This is a genomic window from Streptomyces sp. CA-250714, from assembly GCF_050936705.1.
Lineage (GTDB): Bacteria > Actinomycetota > Actinomycetes > Streptomycetales > Streptomycetaceae > Streptomyces.
In genome coordinates this window covers 3373440-3390324 of record NZ_JBNJMI010000001.1, presented here as the reverse complement: position 1 = coordinate 3390324, position 16885 = coordinate 3373440, and the positions used below count along the sequence as shown (strand labels likewise).

Genomic DNA, 16885 nt, shown 5'->3' with positions numbered 1-16885 from the left:
GGGGAACTGCGCGACAAGCCACGACATAGCTGCAGTCCGCGGACGACGGACAGGGCACCCCCTCCCCGGAAGGGGTGCCCTTGAAGGCGGTGCCCTCACTTACACGCTGGGCTCCACCCGTCCGCGCACCTCGCCCAACCCGATCCGGCCCCCGCCAGGCCCCGGCGCCCAAGCGGTCAGCGTCACCTCGTCACCGTCTTCCAGAAAAGCCCGCTCGCCCTCAGGAAGGGCGAGCGGCTCGCGCCCGCCCCACGTCAGCTCCAGCAGGGACCCGCGCTGCTTGTGCTCAGGCCCGCTCACGGTGCCGGACGCGTACAGGTCACCCGTACGCAGCGAAGCACCGTTCACCGTCATATGCGCCAGCTGCTGCGCCGCGGTCCAGTACATGGTGGCGAACGGCGGCTCCGCGATGACGTGCCCGTTCAGCTCCACCGTGATCCGCAGGTCGAACCCGCCCGGCTCGATGTCCTCCGCGGAGTCGTCCAGATACGGCAGCAGGGGGAAGTCCCGCTGCGGCGGTGCCACCCGCGCGGCGTCCAGCGCTTCCAGCGGGGTGATCCACGGCGAGACGGAGGTGGCGAACGACTTGCCCAGGAAGGGGCCCAGCGGCACGTACTCCCACGCCTGGAGGTCCCGCGCCGACCAGTCGTTCAGCAGCGTCACGCCGAACACATGGTCGCGGAATCCGGTCAGCCCCACCGGACGCCCCTGCTCGCTGGGGGTGCCGACGACGAAGCCGACCTCCGCCTCGATGTCCAGCCGCTGCGAGGGGCCGAAGACGGGCAGCGGCTCCTTCGGGGGCTTGCGCTGCCCCTGGGGGCGCACCACGGGCGTGCCCGAGACGACGACGGTGCCCGCGCGTCCGTGGTAACCGATCGGCAGATGCTTCCAGTTGGGGGTGAGCGCGTCACCGTCGGGGCGGAAGATCCGGCCGACGTTGGTGGCGTGGTGCTCGCTGGCGTAGAAGTCGACGTAGTCGGCGACCTCGAACGGGAGGTGGAGCTGGACATCGGACAGCGGCAGCAGGTGCCGGGCCGCGGTCGCGCGGTGCGCGTCGTCGGTCAGCCAGCCGCGCAGCCGGCTGCGCACTTCCTGCCAGACGGGCCGGCCGGCGGCCAGCAGCGGATTGAGCGAGGGCGCTCGCAGCAGCTCGGTGTGGTCGTCGCCGAACGCGGCGGCGGCCGCGCCCACGTCGAGCACGTCGTCGCCGAACCGGACACCGAGCCGGCGGTGGCCGGGCTGGTCCGGGGTGCTGAAGAGGCCGTACGGAAGGTTGTCCGGGCCGAAAAGGGCACTGTCACTCATGAGGGTCAGGTTAAGTGCCGGGTGCCTGCCCTGCCTCTACCCGTTTCCGCGAAAGACCGGCCCTTCCGACGCCCCTTCCGTGCGGCGGCCGCCGCCCTCTCCCGGCGGACAATTTCTGGGTAAAACACGCCCTATGCGCGATTTGTCCCCTATCCGGTATATACCGGCATGGCACGCCAAGAGTGGTCTGCTGGGCAGGCGCCGACCGTGATCGTTATGTGACCGGTTACGCTGCCACAGGAGGGTGCACTCGAGAGACGGGTGACATCCGGCCGGGAAGACGCGACGAAGACACAGCAGACGCCAGGAAGACAGAGCCACCCAGGAGCCGGCGCCGCCGACCGGTGCCCAGCACCCGTACCCGTTCGTTCCACGTACGCAGACAGGAGTACCCCTCGTGACCGTCGTCGGGCCCTTCGGGCTGAGCGTGCGGGACCAGGCTCTCGAAGCCGATGTCCTGGCCGGGTTGGCGGCCGTCGAGGAGGGCCTGCTCGAGGCCACCAAGAGCGACGTGCCCTTCATAACGGAGGCGGCGCAGCACCTTGTGCGGGCCGGTGGCAAACGGTTCCGGCCACTGCTGGTGATGCTCGGCGCCCAGTTCGGCGACCCGCACGCGCCCGGTGTCGTCCCGGCTGCGGTGGTCGTCGAGCTGACCCATCTGGCCACGCTCTACCACGACGATGTGATGGACGAGGCCGACGTGCGGCGCGGGGTGCCCAGCGCCAACGCCAACTGGGACAACTCCGTCGCCGTGCTCACCGGCGACTTCCTCTTCTCCCGCGCCTCGCACATACTGGCCGACCTCGGCCCGGAAGCGGTCCGTATCCAGGCCCAGGCGTTCGAACGGCTCGTCACCGGCCAGATCATGGAGACCGCCGGCCCCGCCGACGGCCACGACGCCATCGACCACTACCTCGAGGTGATCGCGGGCAAGACCGGCTCGCTGATCGCCGTCGCCGGCCGCTTCGGCGCCATGATGTCGGGCGCCGACGAGCGGACCGTCTCGGTGCTCACCCAGTACGGCGAGCGCATCGGTGTCGCCTTCCAGCTCGCCGATGACGTCCTCGACATCGCCAGCGACGAGCACGAGTCGGGCAAGACACCGGGCACCGACCTGCGGGAGGGTATTGCCACCCTGCCGGTGCTCTATCTGCGCGCGCGTGCGGCGGGCCCGGACGGGACCCGCGAGGACCGCGAGTTGTGCGCGCTGCTCGAAGGGGACCTCTCCGACGACGGACGGCTCACCGAAGCGCTGACCGCGCTGCGCGTCCACCCCGCGCTGGAGCAGGCCCGCCGCGCCACCGTCCGGTACGCCGACGAGGCCCGCGAGATGCTGGCGCCGCTGCCCGACAACGCCGCCAAGGCCGCACTGTCCGGGCTGTGCACGGCGGTCGTCGACCGGGCGGGCTGACGGCGCGGACGAGTTGGGCCGACGAGCCGTACTCCTTCGCCCTGTACTTCCGTACTTCTCCGCGCCGTGCTTCTGTGGTCCTTCCCGCCGTACTCCGTACTCCTCCGCATCCCCGTACTCGTCCGCAACTGCGGCGTGTCCGCGCGGAGATGACCCCGAGTCGCCGTCGGCCGGTGCCAACCCGAAGGCGGAGGGCCGTCATCCCGGGGGAGTAGCGGAATGTGCCTCCCACGGTTGACGCGCCATAGCGCGGAATTTGGTGCCATGGAAGCACCCACCCAGCACCGATTCGGGTGAGAATGGCGGCAAAGGGTGGACGAGTGCGACCTTTGAAGCCGCCGCCGATCACGGAGGTAGGACAGACAGATGGCACAGATCCAACCGGGGAACCCCCGGCGCAAGACGGTCCGGTACGGCGTGCCGGTGGCTGTTGCCGGGGTTGCCGCCGCGACCGTCGGCCTGGTGCCCGCGCTCGCCAGTTCCGGCGATCCTGACCTGCCGAAGGTCAGCGCGGAGGAACTGGTCGCGAAGGTGGCCGCGTCCGACGTCGAGCACATGTCCGGCACCGTCAAAGTGAGCACCGACCTCGGCCTGCCCTCCCTTCCCGGCAGCGGGGGTGCGGGCGGTGGCGGAGGCGGCGGCTTCGGCGGCGGACCGCACGGTTCCGACGGCGGCGAGGGCAAGGAAGGCAAGGGGGAGAAGCCGGACGCCTCCCCGGACAAGAAGCTGGCCCAGCTGGCCTCCGGGGAGCACACGCTGCGCTTCGCCGCGGACGGTCCCGACAAGCAGCGCGTCTCGATCATGGAGGACGCGGCCGAGTACAGCCTCGTCCACAACGGCCGCGACCTGTGGGCGTACGACAGCGGCAGCAACACCGCATGGCACGCCAAGGCGCCCAAGGACGCCAAAGATTCCAAGGGGGCGCACGGCAGGTCCGCCGAGCGGTGGCAGGGCAAGAAGCCCGACGCGGTCACCCCGCAGGAAGCCGCGAAGCAGGCCCTCAAGGCGGTCGGCAAGTCCACTTCCGTGACCGTCGACGGCACCGCGAAGGTCGCCGGGCGCGACGCCTACCAGCTGGTGATCAAGCCCAAGGGCGCACCGGACTCCACCATCGAGTCGGCTCGCATAGCGGTGGACGCGGACAACGGTGTGCCGCTGCGGTCCACGCTCAACCCGAAGGACGGCGACAAGCCCGCCGTCGATGTGGCGTACACGAAGGTGGACTTCGGCAAGCCCGACGCCGACAGCTTCGACTTCACCCCGCCCAAGGGCACCAAGGTCACCGAAGCGAAGCCGCACGAGATGGCCGGCGGCGGCGACCGACGGGCCCCGGGAGGGCTCGCCGGGCTCTCGGGTTCGGGCCTGGAGGTCGTCAACAAGTCCGCCGGCGACTGGGGCAAGGTGGCCAGGATCGACACCGGGATGCCCGGCGGACTCGGCGGCCCGAGCTCCGGCGGCAAGGAGTCCGGCGAGATGCTGGACAAGTTCACCGACAAGGTGCAGGGCGACTTCGGCACCGGACGGGTCTTCAGCACTCGCCTGGTGAACGCTCTGATGACCGACGACGGCAAGGTCTACATCGGCGCCGTCACCAAGGACGGCCTGGTCAAGGCCGCCAACCAGGACAAGTCGGCCAAGTAGCCGCTGCCCGACCGGCGCCCAGCGGCCGAGCGGGCGCACAGCGGCCGCGCGAGGAAGGACAGGACGGGGGCATATGACCGAGCCGACCGCCGTAACGGAGGACGACAGCGCGGTGATCTCCACCCAAGGGCTCACCAAGCGCTACCGCGGCGGTCAGCTCGCCGTCGACTCCCTCGACCTGTCCGTCCCGCGCGGCAGCGTCTTCGGCTTCCTCGGGCCCAACGGCTCGGGCAAGACCACCACCATCCGGATGCTGCTCGGCCTGATCGAACCCACCGGCGGCACCGCTCGTCTGCTGGGCGAGCCGATGCCGGGGTCGGTCCGCCGGGTGCTGCCCAGGGTGGGCGCACTCATCGAGGGGCCGGCGCTCTACGGCTTCCTCTCCGGGCGGGAGAACCTGCTGCGCTACGACGCGGCCGACCCCACCGCCGATCCCCGTAACCGCGCGGCCCGGGTGGACCGGGCGCTGGAACGCGTGGGTCTCTCGGCAGCCGCGGGCAAGAAGGCGCGGGCCTACTCGCTGGGCATGAAGCAGCGGCTCGGCCTGGCCGCCGCGCTGCTCCAGCCCCGCGAGCTGCTCGTCCTGGACGAGCCGACCAATGGGCTCGACCCGCAGGGCATGCGGGAGATCCGTTCGCTGGTACGGGAGTTGGCGGGTGATGGCAGCACCGTCTTCCTCTCCTCCCATCTGCTGGACGAGATCGAACAGGTCTGCACCCATACGGCCGTCATGCACCGCGGCCGCCTCGTCACCCAGGGGACCGTCGCCGAGATGTCGGCGGGCGCCAGGGGCAGGCTGGCCGTCACCACCCCCGACCCGGGCGAGGCCGCCCGGGTGCTGAAGGAGCACGGGGTGTCTGACCTGATCACCGACGGCGAAGAGCTGACCGGCGACCCGCCGCCCGGCGATCTCGCCGAGCTCAACACGGCCCTCGTGAGGGCCGGCGTCCGAGTCCGCGCCTTCGGCGTGCAGCGTGCTTCGCTGGAGGACGTGTTCGTCTCGCTCACCGGGGAGGGCTTCGATGTCGCGGACTGAGGCGTCACCCGACGGGCGGTCGTACGACGGGGAGTCGCGTGAAGGGCAGTCGTACGACGCGAAGTCGTACGACCAAGAGGCCGGAGCCGGAGCCGGGACGGTGGCCGTAGCCGAGGCCGGGCCCGGGGCCGCGCCGCGTGCTGCCCGTAAGTCGTCGCCGCTGTGGACACTTGGGCTGTTCCGCAGCGAACTGCTCGTCACCTTCCGGCGGTGGCGGACCCTGGCGCTGCTGGCCGTGCTGGCGGCCGTGCCGGTGCTGGTGGGCATCGCGGTGAAGGTCGAGACCAGCGACGGCGGCTCGGTCGGCGACGGTGGGGGAGAGGGCCCGGCGTTCATCTCCCAGATCACCAACAACGGCCTGTTCCTGGTCTTCACCTCGCTGGCCGCCACCCTGCCGTTCTTCCTGCCGATGACGGTCGGTGTGGTGGCCGGGGACGCCGTGGCGGGAGAGGCGGGCGCTGGCACCCTGCGCTATCTCCTGGTCGCCCCGGCGGGCCGTACCCGGCTGCTGCTGGCGAAGCTGACCACGGTGGTCGTCTTCTGTCTGGCGGCGACCATGACGGTGGCCGTCTCCGCGCTGGTGACCGGTGCGCTGCTCTTCCCCACCGGCGAGGTCACCCTGCTGTCCGGCACCACGGTCTCCTTCGGCCACGGGCTGCTGCGTGCCCTGGCCATCGCCGCGGTGGTCGCCCTCAGTCTGCTCGGTCTGGCGGCGCTCGGCCTGTTCATCTCGACCCTCACCAACAGCGGTATCGCCGCCATGGCCGCCACGGTGGGACTGCTGATCGCGGTGCAGATCGTCAACACCATCCCGCAGCTGGACGAGTTCCACCCGTTCCTGTTCCCCAACTACTGGCTGAGCTTCGCCGATCTGCTGCGCGATCCCGTCTACTGGGACGACATCCTGAAGAACCTCGGACTCCAGGCCCTGTACGTGGCTGTCTTCGGCTCAGCGGCGTGGGCCAGGTTCAACAACCGCGACGTGACGGCATAGCAGCGGGTCCGGTCGTCGTGCGACAACCGGACCCGACGACGTTCGGCCGACCCGCGAGGACCGTCAGCGCTCGGCCGCCCCCGCAACCGGAGGCTCGGCGATCGGCGACTCGCTGCCAGGCGTCTCGTCGGCCTGCGACTCCGCGACAACGGCCTCCGCGGCAGCGGCACTCGCGGCCCGCAACCGGGCCCGCCCGCGCTGGGCGTTCCGCAAGGCGTCCCAGGTGAGAATGGTGAGCGCCACCCACACCAGGCCGAAGCCGGCCCACCGCTCCGGCGGCATCTCCTCGTGGAAGAGGGTGAGGCCGAGGACGAACATAAAGGCAGGAGCCAGATACTGGAGCAGCCCGATGGTGGACAGCGGCAGCCGTACGGCGGCGCTGCCGAAGAAGATCAGCGGCAGCGCGGTGGCCACCCCGGCGCAGGCCAGCAGCAGCGCGTTGCCGAGCCCGTCGGAGGCGAAGGAGGATTCACCGCGCGAGCCGAGGAAGACCAGGAAGCCGAGCGCGGGCAGGAACTGCACCGCCGTCTCCGCGCTGAAGCCCTCCACACCGTCCAGCTTCACATGCTTCTTGATCAGCCCGTACGTCGCGAAGCTGAACGCCAGGCAGAGGGAGAGCCAGGGCAGTTTGCCGTAGGCGACGGTCATCACGACGACGGCGGCGGCACCGATGGCGACGGCCGCCCACTGGGCGACACGCAGCCGTTCCCGGAGCAGCAGTACGCCGAAGGCTATGGAGACCAGCGGGTTGATGAAGTAGCCGAGCGAGGATTCGAGCACTCTGTCGACGCTGACGGCCCAGATGAACAGCCCCCAGTTGAGGGAGATCACGGCCGAGGCCAGCACCACCAGGCCCAGCTTCTTCGGCTGGCGCACCAGTGCGGTCACCCATGACCAGCGGCGCAGCAGCGCCAGGATCACCAGTGCTGTCGGCAGCGACCAGAGCATGCGGTGGGCGAGCACCTCTCCGGCACCGACGTGGGCGAGCGCGTGCCAGTACAGGGGCAGCAGTCCCCACATCCCGTACGCCGCGAAGCCGAACAGCAGCCCCGTGCGCTGTGTACTCGGTGTCTGCATGACCCTCCCTGCTTTCTGTCCCGATCGCCCGGCTGCCCCGGCTGCTCCAACTGCCTCGGCTGTCCCGGCTGCCCCGGCTGCCCCCGGCTGTCGCGGAACCGGTGTGCCGCTTCCCGAAAGGTAACGGGAGGGATCCCCTCTTGTCATTCCCGTTCCGAGTTATGGTCCTGTCGCCCCCGGTGGCAGGCGTTCCGGGCTCGGGAGACGCACCGAGGCCCGGCACCCACCGGGTGCCGGGCCTCGATGTCGGGCAGCGCTTCGGGGCGTCAGCCCACGACCGTCCAGGTGTCGTTGCCGTGCAGCAGCGCGGACAGATCGCCCTTGCCGTTCTGTTCGACGGCGCGTTCCAGCTGGTCGGCCATCTCCGTGTCGTAGACCGGGCGCCGCACATCGCGCAGCACACCGATGGGGGTGTGGTGCAGCGTGTCCGGGTCGGCGAGCCGGGAGAGGGCGAACGCGGTGGTCGGCGAGGCGGCCGAGGCGTCGTGCACCAGCACCTCGGCGGTGCCCTCCTCGCGGACGTCCACGATCCGCAGGTCGCCGGTGGCCCGGTCGCGGACCACGCCCTGGGAGCCGAGGCCGTCCTCGGCGGGGGCGCCGAAGCGGATCGGCTCGCCGTGCTCCAGCCGGATCACGGCCTCCTGCGCCTGCTCCTTGTCCTTGAGGGCATCGAAGGCGCCGTCGTTGAAGATGTTGCAGTTCTGGTAGATCTCCACCAGCGCCGAGCCCGGGTGGTCGGCGGCGGCGCGCAGCACGCTGGTGAGGTGCTTGCGGTCCGAGTCGACCGTACGGGCCACGAACGACGCCTCGGCACCCAGCGCCAGCGACACCGGGTTGAACGGCGCGTCCAGCGACCCCATGGGCGTGGACTTGGTGATCTTCCCGGCCTCCGACGTCGGGCTGTACTGGCCCTTGGTGAGCCCGTAGATCCGGTTGTTGAACAGCAGGATCTTCAGATTCACATTGCGCCGCAGCGCATGGATCAGATGGTTGCCGCCGATGGAGAGCGCGTCCCCGTCACCGGTCACCACCCACACGCTCAGGTCGCGCCGCGAGGCCGCCAGACCGGTCGCGATCGCCGGGGCGCGGCCGTGGATGGAGTGCATCCCGTAGGTGTTCATGTAGTACGGGAAGCGCGAGGAGCAGCCGATACCCGAGACGAAGACGATGTTCTCCTTCGCCAGCCCCAGCTCCGGCATGAACCCCTGGACGGCCGCCAGTACGGCGTAGTCACCGCAGCCGGGGCACCAGCGGACCTCCTGGTCGGACTTGAAGTCCTTCATCGACTGCTTGCCGACCGCCTTGGGCACCAGCGACAGCGCCTCGGGCGTGCCGGCCGGCGGAGGAGATGTGGGGGAACCGTTCTGCTGGGCCCGGGCGGTCTCCGGAGCGAGACCGGAGGACGTCTCAGCCATGTGTGATGGCCTCCTTGAGTGCGGTCGCGAGCTGCTCCGCCTTGAAGGGCAGGCCGCGGACCTGCGTATACGACTGTGCGTCGACCAGGTATCGAGCGCGGATCAACGTGGCGAGCTGGCCGAGGTTCATCTCCGGGATGACGACCTTCTCGTAGCGCCGTAGCACCTCACCGAGATTCTGCGGGAACGGGTTGAGGTACCGCAGATGCGCCTGCGCGATCTCGTCCCCGGCTTTGCGGATCCGGCGTACGGCGGCGGTGATGGGCCCGTACGTCGAGCCCCAGCCCAGCACCAGCAGCTTCGCGTTTCCGCTCGGGTCGCTGACCTCCACGTCCGGCACCTCGACGCCGTCCACCTTGGCCTGGCGGGTACGGACCATGAAGTCGTGGTTGGCCGGGTCGTAGGAGATGTTGCCGGTGCCGTCCTGCTTCTCGATGCCGCCGATACGGTGTTCGAGCCCCGGCGTACCCGGCACCGCCCAGGGGCGGGCCAGGGTGTGCGGGTCGCGCTTGTACGGCCAGAAGACCTCGGTGCCGTCGTCCAGCTGGTGGTTGGGCCCGGAGGCGAACTGTGTCCGCAGATCGGGCAGCTCGTCCACCTCGGGGATCCGCCACGGCTCGGAGCCGTTCGCCAGATAACCGTCCGACAGGAGGAACACCGGCGTCCGATAGGTGAGCGCGATCCGCGCGGCGTCCAGCGCCGCCGTGAAGCAGTCGGCCGGGGTGGCCGGCGCCACGATCGGCACCGGCGCCTCGCCGTTGCGCCCGTACATCGCCTGGAGCAGATCGGCCTGCTCGGTCTTGGTCGGCAGCCCGGTGGAGGGGCCGCCGCGCTGGATGTCGATGACCAGCAGCGGCAGCTCCAGCGAGACGGCCAGGCCGATGGTCTCCGACTTGAGCGCCACGCCGGGCCCCGAGGTGGTGGTGACCGCCAGCGAGCCGCCGAAGGCAGCACCGAGCGCGGCACCGATGCCTGCGATCTCGTCCTCCGCCTGGAAGGAGCGCACCCCGAAGTTCTTGTGCTTGCTCAGCTCGTGCAGCACGTCGGAGGCCGGAGTGATCGGGTACGAGCCGAGGAAGAGCGGCAGGTCCGCCTGCTGAGACGCCGCGATCAGTCCGTAAGAAAGCGCGAGGTTGCCGGAAATGTTCCGGTACGTCCCGGGCGGGAAGGCGCTGGAAGCGGGCGCGACCTCGTAGGAGACCGCGAAGTCCTCGGTCGTCTCGCCGAAGTTCCATCCGGCGCGGAACGCCGCGATGTTCGCCTCGGCCACCGTCGGCTTCTTCGCGAACTTCGAGCGCAGGAACGCCTCGGTCTGCTCGGTCGGCCTGTTGTACATCCACGACAGCAGGCCCAGCGCGAACATGTTCTTCGACCGCCCGGCCTCCTTGCGGCCCAGCTCGTAGTCCCTGAGCGCCTCGACCGTCAGCGTCGTCAGCGGCACGGGATGCACGCTGTAGCCGTCCAGCGAGCCGTCCTCCAGTGGGCTGGCGTCGTAGCCGACCTTCGCCATCGCCCGCTTGGTGAACTCGTCCGTGTTCACGATGATCTCGGCACCGCGCGGCAGATCCGCCATGTTGGCCTTCAGCGCCGCGGGATTCATCGCGACCAGCACGTTGGGCGCGTCACCCGGGGTGAGGATGTCGTGGTCGGCGAAGTGCAGCTGGAAGCTGGAGACGCCCGGCAGGGTGCCCGCGGGGGCGCGGATCTCCGCCGGGAAGTTCGGCAGCGTCGACAGGTCGTTGCCGAACGAGGCCGTCTCGGATGTGAAACGGTCCCCGGTGAGCTGCATACCGTCGCCGGAGTCTCCCGCGAACCGGATGATGACCCGGTCCAGGCGCCGGACCTCCTTGTCCCGTCCGCTGTCCTGGCCCCCTTCGGGGCCGGACTGTTGCCCGGCTGGGCTACTGACCTGACTGGTCACGTTGGATCGGACCTCCCTCAAGGCGGCGGCTCGCCTGCCATCGTACGTCGCTAAGGGTTGCCTTCCCGCGGCTGTTCCCATCGTGGACAGATTTCTGAGATGTCTTGGTACTGGAGGTACCTGAGGCATCTTTTGAGGCATCTGTGCGCGCCGTAGGACCCACGGTCCGCCCCCCTCCTGGAGGGTTCCTCAAACGATGAGCACTGGCGCAGTCCCCCTGAAGCACTCCATCTGAAGCGCCCCTGCTGTTCCCCTCTATTCCCGTTATGCCCCATCGCCCCCCGGCCGCGACGTGCCCGAGCCGCGGAAAAGCTCTACGCAGAGCAGCTCCGGAGCGCCTCCAGGGCGGCTCAAGGGCAGCTCCAGCAGGGCATCATGAGCCCCGGCAGAGCTTCACGAGTTCAGATACGCCAGCACAGCCAGCACCCTGCGGTGATCCGCGTCACTCTGGGAGAGCCCCAGCTTCACGAAGATGCTGCTGACGTGCTTCTCCACCGCCCCCGCGCTGATCACCAGCCGGGCGGCGATCGCGGAGTTCGTCCGCCCCTCCGCCATCAGTGCCAGAACCTCCCGCTCCCGCGGGGTGAGCCCCGCCAGCACATCCTGCTTCCGGCTGCGCCCCAGCAGCTGGGCCACCACCTCCGGGTCCAGGGCGGTGCCGCCCCCGGCCACCCGTGCGACCGCCTCCACGAACTCCCGCACCTCGGCCACCCGGTCCTTGAGCAGATAGCCCACCCCGCGGCTCGACCCGGCCAGCAGCTCCGTGGCGTACTGCTCCTCCACGTACTGGGACAGCACCAGCACCCCCACCGCCGGGTGCTCCGTGCGCAGCCGCACCGCAGCGCGTACCCCTTCGTCCGTGTGTGTCGGGGGCATCCGGACGTCCGCCACCACCACATCGGGGGCCTCACCCCTGGCGGCCAGCTCGCTCACGGTCTTCACCAGCGCGTCGCCGTCCCCCACCCCGGCGACCACCTCATGCCCCCGGTCCGTCAGCAGCCGGGTCAGCCCCTCCCGCAGCAGAACGGAGTCCTCCGCGATCACCACCCGCACCCCGGGCTCCCCTTGTTCCACGTTCTCCCCCACCTGCTGCCCCATGGCTCCCCCACTGTGCTGCCCATCGTCCGCGCTGTGCGCGTTCCGGTCGTCCGCGCTGTGCGCATTCCGGGCGATGAGCATCCCAGAACGTCACCGCCAGGGCAGTTCAGCCGTCACCGTCGTCGGCCCGCCGGCGGGGGAGTGCACCGCCAGCAGCCCGTCCACCGCCCGCAGCCGGTCGGCCAGCCCGGCGAGCCCGGAACCGTCCTCGACCTGGGCCCCGCCCTTGCCGTCATCCGTCACCTGTATGAGTAGGCGCTGCTCGCTCCGCCATATCTCCACCGACCCGCGCCGCGCCGCACTGTGCTTGCTGATGTTCTGCAGCAGCTCGGAGACGGTGAAGTAGGCGATGCCCTCGATCGCGGCGGCCGGACGCCGGTCCAGCTCGACCGTGACCGGGACCGGCACGGTGCAGCGGGCGGCCAGCGCGGAGAGCGCCGGGCCGAGACCGCGGTCGGTCAGTATTGCCGGGTGGATGCCCCGGGCCAGGTCCCGCAGCTCCTGGAGGGCGAGCTTCACCTCACCGTGCGCCCCGTCGATCAGCGCCGCCACGGCCTGCGGGTCCGGTTCCGGATCGTCCAGCAGCTTCTCCTTCGCCAGCCCCAGTTCCATGGCCAGCGAGACCAGGCGCGCCTGGGCACCGTCGTGCAGATTCCGCTCGATCCGCCGCAGATCGGCTGCCGCCGTATCCACGACCGCGCCGCGGTCCGTCTCCAGCTGAGACACCCGCGCCGACAGCGACCACGGCCCGAGCAGCCCGCTGACCAGCAACTTGTCCACCTGTACGAGACCGCGAACGAGCCAAGGCGTGAGCAGGACGATCACCAGCCCCAGCCCCAGGACGAACGCCTGCGCGGCACCGCCGTCCAGCACCGTGCTGCTCTGCTGCGGCGTCGAGGCGGAGGTGATGCCGTCGCGGCCGACCCGGAGCACGGGAACGTCTATAGAACCGGGGGACAGCCATTCCGCCGGCGGGTAGAGGACCATCGACCAGCCGCCACACCAGGCCAGCAGTGCCACGCCGCAGCTGAAGAACGACCACGGCAGATGCAGCAGGGTGTAGAGCAGATGCCGCCAGGAGACCCCGCTGCGCAACAGCGCCCCTATCCACGACATCAGCCCGCTCGACCGGCGCAGCGTCCGCACCGGCTTCGGCTCACCCACCTCGAGACCCAGCAGCGCCCGCGCCCGCCCCCGCTCCAGATGCCCCAGCGCCCGGCACCCCGCCAGCCCGGCCGCCAGCACCGGCAGCCCCACAAAGGTGACCGCCAGGAGCCCGCCGAAAAACAGCATCCCCGCGGCAAAGCAGAAGGCGATGCCCGCCACCGGCAGCCCCGTGACGACGTACGCCAGCTCGCGCAACGACCGCCGGGCCAGCGGAGCCCGCAGGAAGACGAGCCAGGGCCGCCGCGGCGCCGGAGCCGCGGGAGTGATGGAGCAAGCGTTGCCAGTCATGGATCAAGCATCGCCCGCCGAGGCGCCGCAGGTAATCGCGCGAGCTGGAGTCTTGATACGGGGGTTATCCCTAGCCCTCGACGCCGGCTGATCTCCGCGTCATGCCCGGAGATGCGCTTGCGCGATCTTGACCAGGCTGGACGGCGATCCGGCCGAGGCCCGGCGCCGAAGCCCTCGAGTGTGACGCGGCTGTCCTCAGCGGGTCCGGCAGGGCCTACACTCCGTGCGTACAGATCGTCGAACGTATAACACCGACACAGGACGGGGCAGGCGTGCCGGACTACTTCCACGGCTATACAGTCGTCGGGCTGGTAGCCGTCGTCGGTGTGCTCTTCGTCTGCGTGGCCTTCGCCGCAGGTCGGCTGCTGCGGCCGGTGGTTCCCACCCGCGAGAAGATGCTGACGTACGAATGCGGGGTCGACCCCGTCGGCGAGGGCTGGGCACACACGCAGATCCGCTACTACGTCTACGCGTTCCTGTACGTCATCTTCGCCGTCGACGCGATCTTCCTCTTCCCCTGGGCGACGGTGTTCGCAGCGCCCGGTTACGGCGGGACCACGCTGGCGGAGATGTTCGTCTTTCTCGGCTTCCTGGCCGTCGGCCTGCTGTACGCGTACAAGAAGGGCGTCCTGGAATGGACGTAACGAACACCCCGACTCCCGCAGCGACGCCGGCAGCCGAGGGACGCCCCCAGCTCGGCCTGCTTTCGCGGCTGGCGCCCGAACCCATGAAGGTGGTCCTCAACTGGGGCCGCCGCTACAGCCTCTGGGTCTTCAACTTCGGTCTGGCCTGCTGCGCCATCGAGTTCATCGCCGCCTCCATGGCACGGCACGACTTCATCCGGCTCGGCGTCATCCCCTTCGCGCCCGGGCCGCGGCAGGCCGACCTGATGGTGGTCTCCGGGACGGTCACGGACAAGATGGCCCCCGCCGTCAAACGGCTGTACGAGCAGATGCCGGAGCCCAAATACGTCATCTCCTTCGGTGCCTGTTCCAACTGCGGCGGCCCCTACTGGGACTCGTACGCGGTCACCAAGGGCGTCGACCAGATCATCCCCGTCGACGTCTACGTCCCCGGCTGCCCGCCCCGCCCCGAGGCGCTGCTGCAGGGCGTACTGAAGCTCCAGGAGAAGATCGCCGCCGAGTCCACCGCTGACCGCTATGCGCGCAGCGGCGGGCAGGGCGCCCCCGCCGTCGGCGCCCCTTCGGCCGGTGTTCCTTCGGCTGGTGCCCTCACCAGCGGTCTGGTCGCCCCACCGACGGCGTCGCCGTCGGCACCGGACGCGGGCCCGGACGGTGACACCGAGGAGGATGGACGGTGACCGAGCCGCCCCAGCACCCCGGCTGGCTGCCGCGCCCGGCCGACGAACTGTTCGGCGAGGGTGCGACGGCCGAGGACGCCTACGGACTCCTCACCGTCGACGTACCCGCCGAAGCCTGGATCCCCGCACTGACCGCAGCCCGTGACGAACTGGGCTGCACCTACTTCGACTGGCTCAGCGCCGTCGACGAGCCGGGCACCGGCTTCCGGACCTGCGCCCACCTGGTGGCGCTGCCCGCCCCGGGCACCGGCGTGCGCCGCCTCGTCCTGCGTACGACGATTCCGCACGAGGCCGCAGCGCTGCCCACCGCCACCGGCGTCTACGCCGGTGCGGCCTGGCACGAGCGGGAGACCCACGAGATGTTCGGCGTCGACTTCCCTGGCCACCCGCATCTCGTACCGTTGCTGCTGCCCGACTCCTTCGAGGGACATCCGCTGCGCAAGGACTTCGTCCTGGCAGCCCGCGTCGTCAAGGCGTGGCCCGGTGCGAAGGAGCCCGGCGAGTCGGGGCACGGCGGCCCCAAACGCCGCCAGATGCTCCCTCCCGGCGTCCCCGACCCGAACGAGTGGGGCCCCCTCAAGGGACAGCTCCCTCCTGCCCCCACCCGCGAACGCTCCCGCCGCGCCACCGGCGACACCCCGCGCCGCACCCGCAGCGCGAGCGCCGGTTCGGCGTCCCAGCAGGACGCGGAGGCAGCCGCGACCACCCCGCGCAAGCCACGCCGCGACCGCAGCGCAAGCAGCGGCTCGGCCTCACAGCGCGCGACGAGAGGGGAGCAGCCCGCACCTACGGAGGAACCCGCACCGTCCGAGGGGCGTCCGGCAGCTGAGAAGGGCCGTGCCGCAGGTGAGCGCCCGGCGGCCGGGGCCCCCAGGACGCCGCGCTCGACCGACGCGCCGTGGCGCCACGCCCCGTCGGCCGGTGAAGCCGAGTCAGGCCCCGACAGCGACGCGAAGCAGCCCGACAGCGACGCGAAGCAGGACGAAAGCCGGGACACACCCCAAGAAACCGGCGGCGACGACAACCGAACGGGCGACGACAACCCGACTGGCGACGACAGCCGAACCGGCGACGGCAACCGATCCGGCGACGACAACCCGACCAGCGGCAGCAGCGCCGGCAACCGGAACCAGAGCTCAGACGGCGAACAGAGCGAGAGCACAGACGGCGCACAGGGGGACGGAGCCTGATGGACGCCCTCGATGTCACCGTCCGGATCCTCGCCGTGCTGCTCGCCTTCCTCGTGCTCCCTCTCCTGGTGGGACAGACCGAGCACAAGGTGATGGCCCATATGCAAGGACGCGTCGGTCCGATGTACGCGGGCGGCTTCCACGGGTGGGCCCAGCTGGTGGCCGACGGGGTGAAGTTCGCCCAGAAGGAGGACGTCGTCCCCGACGGCGCCGACCGCCGCGTCTTCCAGCTCGCGCCCGCGCTGGCGCTGATCCCGTACCTCCTCGTGCTCGTCGCGATCCCGGTCGCCCCCGGCGGGGGAGTCGCGCAGGCGCTGGACACCGGGATCTTCTTCGTACTGGCCGTGATGGGCGTCGGCATCCTCGGTTCCCTGATGGGCGGCTGGGCGTCGGCCAACAAGTTCTCCCTTCTCGGCGGCCTGCGTACCGCCGCCCAGCTGATGGCGTACGAGCTGCCGATGCTGCTCGCCGCCGCCTCCGTCGCCATGGCCGCCGGCACCCTCTCCCTTCCCGGGATCCTCGGAGTGTGGGAGTGGTGGTGGCTGCCGTGGCAGCTCGTCGGGGCCGCCGTCTTCTTCATCGCGGGCCTCGCCGAGTTGCAGCGCCCGCCGTTCGACGCGCCGATCGCCGACTCGGAGATCATCTTCGGCGCGTACACCGAGTACACCGGGCTGCGCTTCGCGCTCTTCCTGCTCGCCGAGTACGCGGGCATCGTCGTACTGTCCGCGCTCACCGCCGTGCTCTTCCTCGGCGGCTGGCACGGGCCCTTCGAGGACGGTCTGGGCTGGCTGTGGATGCTGCTCAAGACCGGCATCCTCGCCTTCGGCGTGATCTGGCTGCGGGTCAGCTACCCCCGGTTGCGCGAGGACCAGATCCAGCGGCTGGCCTGGACGGTGCTCGTTCCCCTCTCCCTCTTCCAGATCGCCCTCACCGGTGTCGTCAAGGTGGTGATGTAGCCGTGTCCCACGCCCACTCCGAGGGCGCCCACTCCGCGGGCACGCCCGCCGAGCGGCCCGGCTCG

The 16885-nt window shown here is 70.4% G+C and carries 14 protein-coding genes; 8 read left to right on the top strand and 6 right to left on the bottom strand.

Annotated elements, in window-relative coordinates:
* Positions 1-99: 99 nt before the first annotated feature.
* Positions 100-1305 (bottom strand): fumarylacetoacetase, encoded by a 1206-nt coding sequence (fahA, locus tag ACQEU8_RS15045; protein ID WP_433100768.1) that lies wholly within the window; start codon positions 1303-1305, stop codon positions 100-102.
* Between the two features lie 397 nt (positions 1306-1702).
* Here fahA and ACQEU8_RS15040 point away from each other — a divergent pair, with 397 nt between their 5' ends.
* The 4 genes from ACQEU8_RS15040 to ACQEU8_RS15025 all read left to right on the top strand — a co-directional run bounded on the left by ACQEU8_RS15040 (position 1703) and on the right by ACQEU8_RS15025 (position 6387).
* Positions 1703-2716 (top strand): polyprenyl synthetase family protein, encoded by a 1014-nt coding sequence (locus ACQEU8_RS15040; RefSeq protein WP_433100766.1) that lies wholly within the window; start codon positions 1703-1705, stop codon positions 2714-2716.
* A 366-nt stretch (positions 2717-3082) separates the two neighbouring features.
* On the top strand, positions 3083-4357 hold the full coding sequence (locus tag ACQEU8_RS15035) for a LolA family protein (RefSeq protein WP_433100765.1): 1275 nt from the start codon (positions 3083-3085) through the stop codon (positions 4355-4357).
* Positions 4358-4430: 73 nt separating this feature from the next.
* Positions 4431-5393: an ATP-binding cassette domain-containing protein gene (locus ACQEU8_RS15030; RefSeq protein ID WP_433100763.1), complete on the top strand. Its 963-nt coding sequence runs from the start codon at positions 4431-4433 to the stop codon at positions 5391-5393.
* Positions 5380-6387, top strand: coding sequence for an ABC transporter permease (locus tag ACQEU8_RS15025; RefSeq protein ID WP_433100761.1), 1008 nt, complete (start codon positions 5380-5382; stop codon positions 6385-6387). Before ACQEU8_RS15030 ends, ACQEU8_RS15025 begins: the two co-directional genes overlap by 14 nt.
* A 63-nt stretch (positions 6388-6450) precedes the next feature.
* On the opposite strand, the gene rarD is transcribed toward ACQEU8_RS15025, so the two are convergent.
* From rarD to ACQEU8_RS15000, 5 genes are all read right to left on the bottom strand, one after another.
* Entirely contained in the window at positions 6451-7464 is a 1014-nt protein-coding gene (rarD, locus tag ACQEU8_RS15020; protein WP_433100759.1) for an EamA family transporter RarD, read from the bottom strand.
* Positions 7465-7730: 266 nt separating this feature from the next.
* Positions 7731-8747, bottom strand: coding sequence for a 2-oxoacid:ferredoxin oxidoreductase subunit beta (locus ACQEU8_RS15015; protein ID WP_433102405.1), 1017 nt, complete (start codon positions 8745-8747; stop codon positions 7731-7733).
* 124 nt (positions 8748-8871) lie between these two features.
* Positions 8872-10800 carry a 2-oxoacid:acceptor oxidoreductase subunit alpha gene (locus ACQEU8_RS15010; protein ID WP_433100757.1) on the bottom strand — a complete coding sequence of 643 codons (1929 nt, stop codon included), beginning with the start codon at positions 10798-10800 and terminating at the stop codon, positions 8872-8874.
* A gap of 393 nt (positions 10801-11193) precedes the next feature.
* Positions 11194-11853: a response regulator transcription factor gene (locus ACQEU8_RS15005; RefSeq protein WP_433102403.1), complete on the bottom strand. Its 660-nt coding sequence runs from the start codon at positions 11851-11853 to the stop codon at positions 11194-11196.
* A 135-nt stretch (positions 11854-11988) separates the two neighbouring features.
* Positions 11989-13353, bottom strand: coding sequence for a sensor histidine kinase (locus ACQEU8_RS15000; protein ID WP_433100755.1), 1365 nt, complete (start codon positions 13351-13353; stop codon positions 11989-11991).
* 272 nt (positions 13354-13625) lie between these two features.
* On the opposite strand from ACQEU8_RS15000, the gene ACQEU8_RS14995 reads away from it, so the two are divergent.
* The 4 genes from ACQEU8_RS14995 to ACQEU8_RS14980 are packed head-to-tail and all read left to right on the top strand — an operon-like array spanning position 13626 to position 16820.
* Positions 13626-13997 (top strand): NADH-quinone oxidoreductase subunit A, encoded by a 372-nt coding sequence (locus ACQEU8_RS14995; RefSeq protein WP_433100753.1) that lies wholly within the window; start codon positions 13626-13628, stop codon positions 13995-13997.
* Entirely contained in the window at positions 13988-14674 is a 687-nt protein-coding gene (locus ACQEU8_RS14990; RefSeq protein WP_433100751.1) for an NADH-quinone oxidoreductase subunit B, read from the top strand. Before ACQEU8_RS14995 ends, ACQEU8_RS14990 begins: the two co-directional genes overlap by 10 nt.
* A complete protein-coding gene (locus ACQEU8_RS14985; protein WP_433100749.1) occupies positions 14671-15864 on the top strand; it encodes an NADH-quinone oxidoreductase subunit C in 1194 nt (397 codons plus the stop codon). The genes ACQEU8_RS14990 and ACQEU8_RS14985 overlap by 4 nt, the downstream gene beginning before the upstream one ends.
* Positions 15864-16820, top strand: coding sequence for a complex I subunit 1/NuoH family protein (locus tag ACQEU8_RS14980; protein ID WP_433100747.1), 957 nt, complete (start codon positions 15864-15866; stop codon positions 16818-16820). Before ACQEU8_RS14985 ends, ACQEU8_RS14980 begins: the two co-directional genes overlap by 1 nt.
* The last annotated feature ends 65 nt before the right edge of the window (positions 16821-16885 follow it).

Bases quoted from the DNA above. Each gene is read 5' to 3' on its own strand.
- ACQEU8_RS15015 (WP_433102405.1), bottom strand. From the start codon at position 8,747: ATGAAGGACTTCAAGTCCGACCAGGAGGTCCGCTGGTGCCCCGGCTGC.
- ACQEU8_RS14980 (WP_433100747.1), top strand. From the start codon at position 15,864: ATGGACGCCCTCGATGTCACCGTCCGGATCCTCGCCGTGCTGCTCGCC.
- ACQEU8_RS15030 (WP_433100763.1), top strand. From the start codon at position 4,431: ATGACCGAGCCGACCGCCGTAACGGAGGACGACAGCGCGGTGATCTCC.
- ACQEU8_RS14990 (WP_433100751.1), top strand. From the start codon at position 13,988: ATGGACGTAACGAACACCCCGACTCCCGCAGCGACGCCGGCAGCCGAG.
- ACQEU8_RS15025 (WP_433100761.1), top strand. From the start codon at position 5,380: ATGTCGCGGACTGAGGCGTCACCCGACGGGCGGTCGTACGACGGGGAG.
- rarD (WP_433100759.1), bottom strand. From the start codon at position 7,464: ATGCAGACACCGAGTACACAGCGCACGGGGCTGCTGTTCGGCTTCGCG.
- ACQEU8_RS15000 (WP_433100755.1), bottom strand. From the start codon at position 13,353: ATGACTGGCAACGCTTGCTCCATCACTCCCGCGGCTCCGGCGCCGCGG.
- fahA (WP_433100768.1), bottom strand. From the start codon at position 1,305: ATGAGTGACAGTGCCCTTTTCGGCCCGGACAACCTTCCGTACGGCCTC.
- ACQEU8_RS15035 (WP_433100765.1), top strand. From the start codon at position 3,083: ATGGCACAGATCCAACCGGGGAACCCCCGGCGCAAGACGGTCCGGTAC.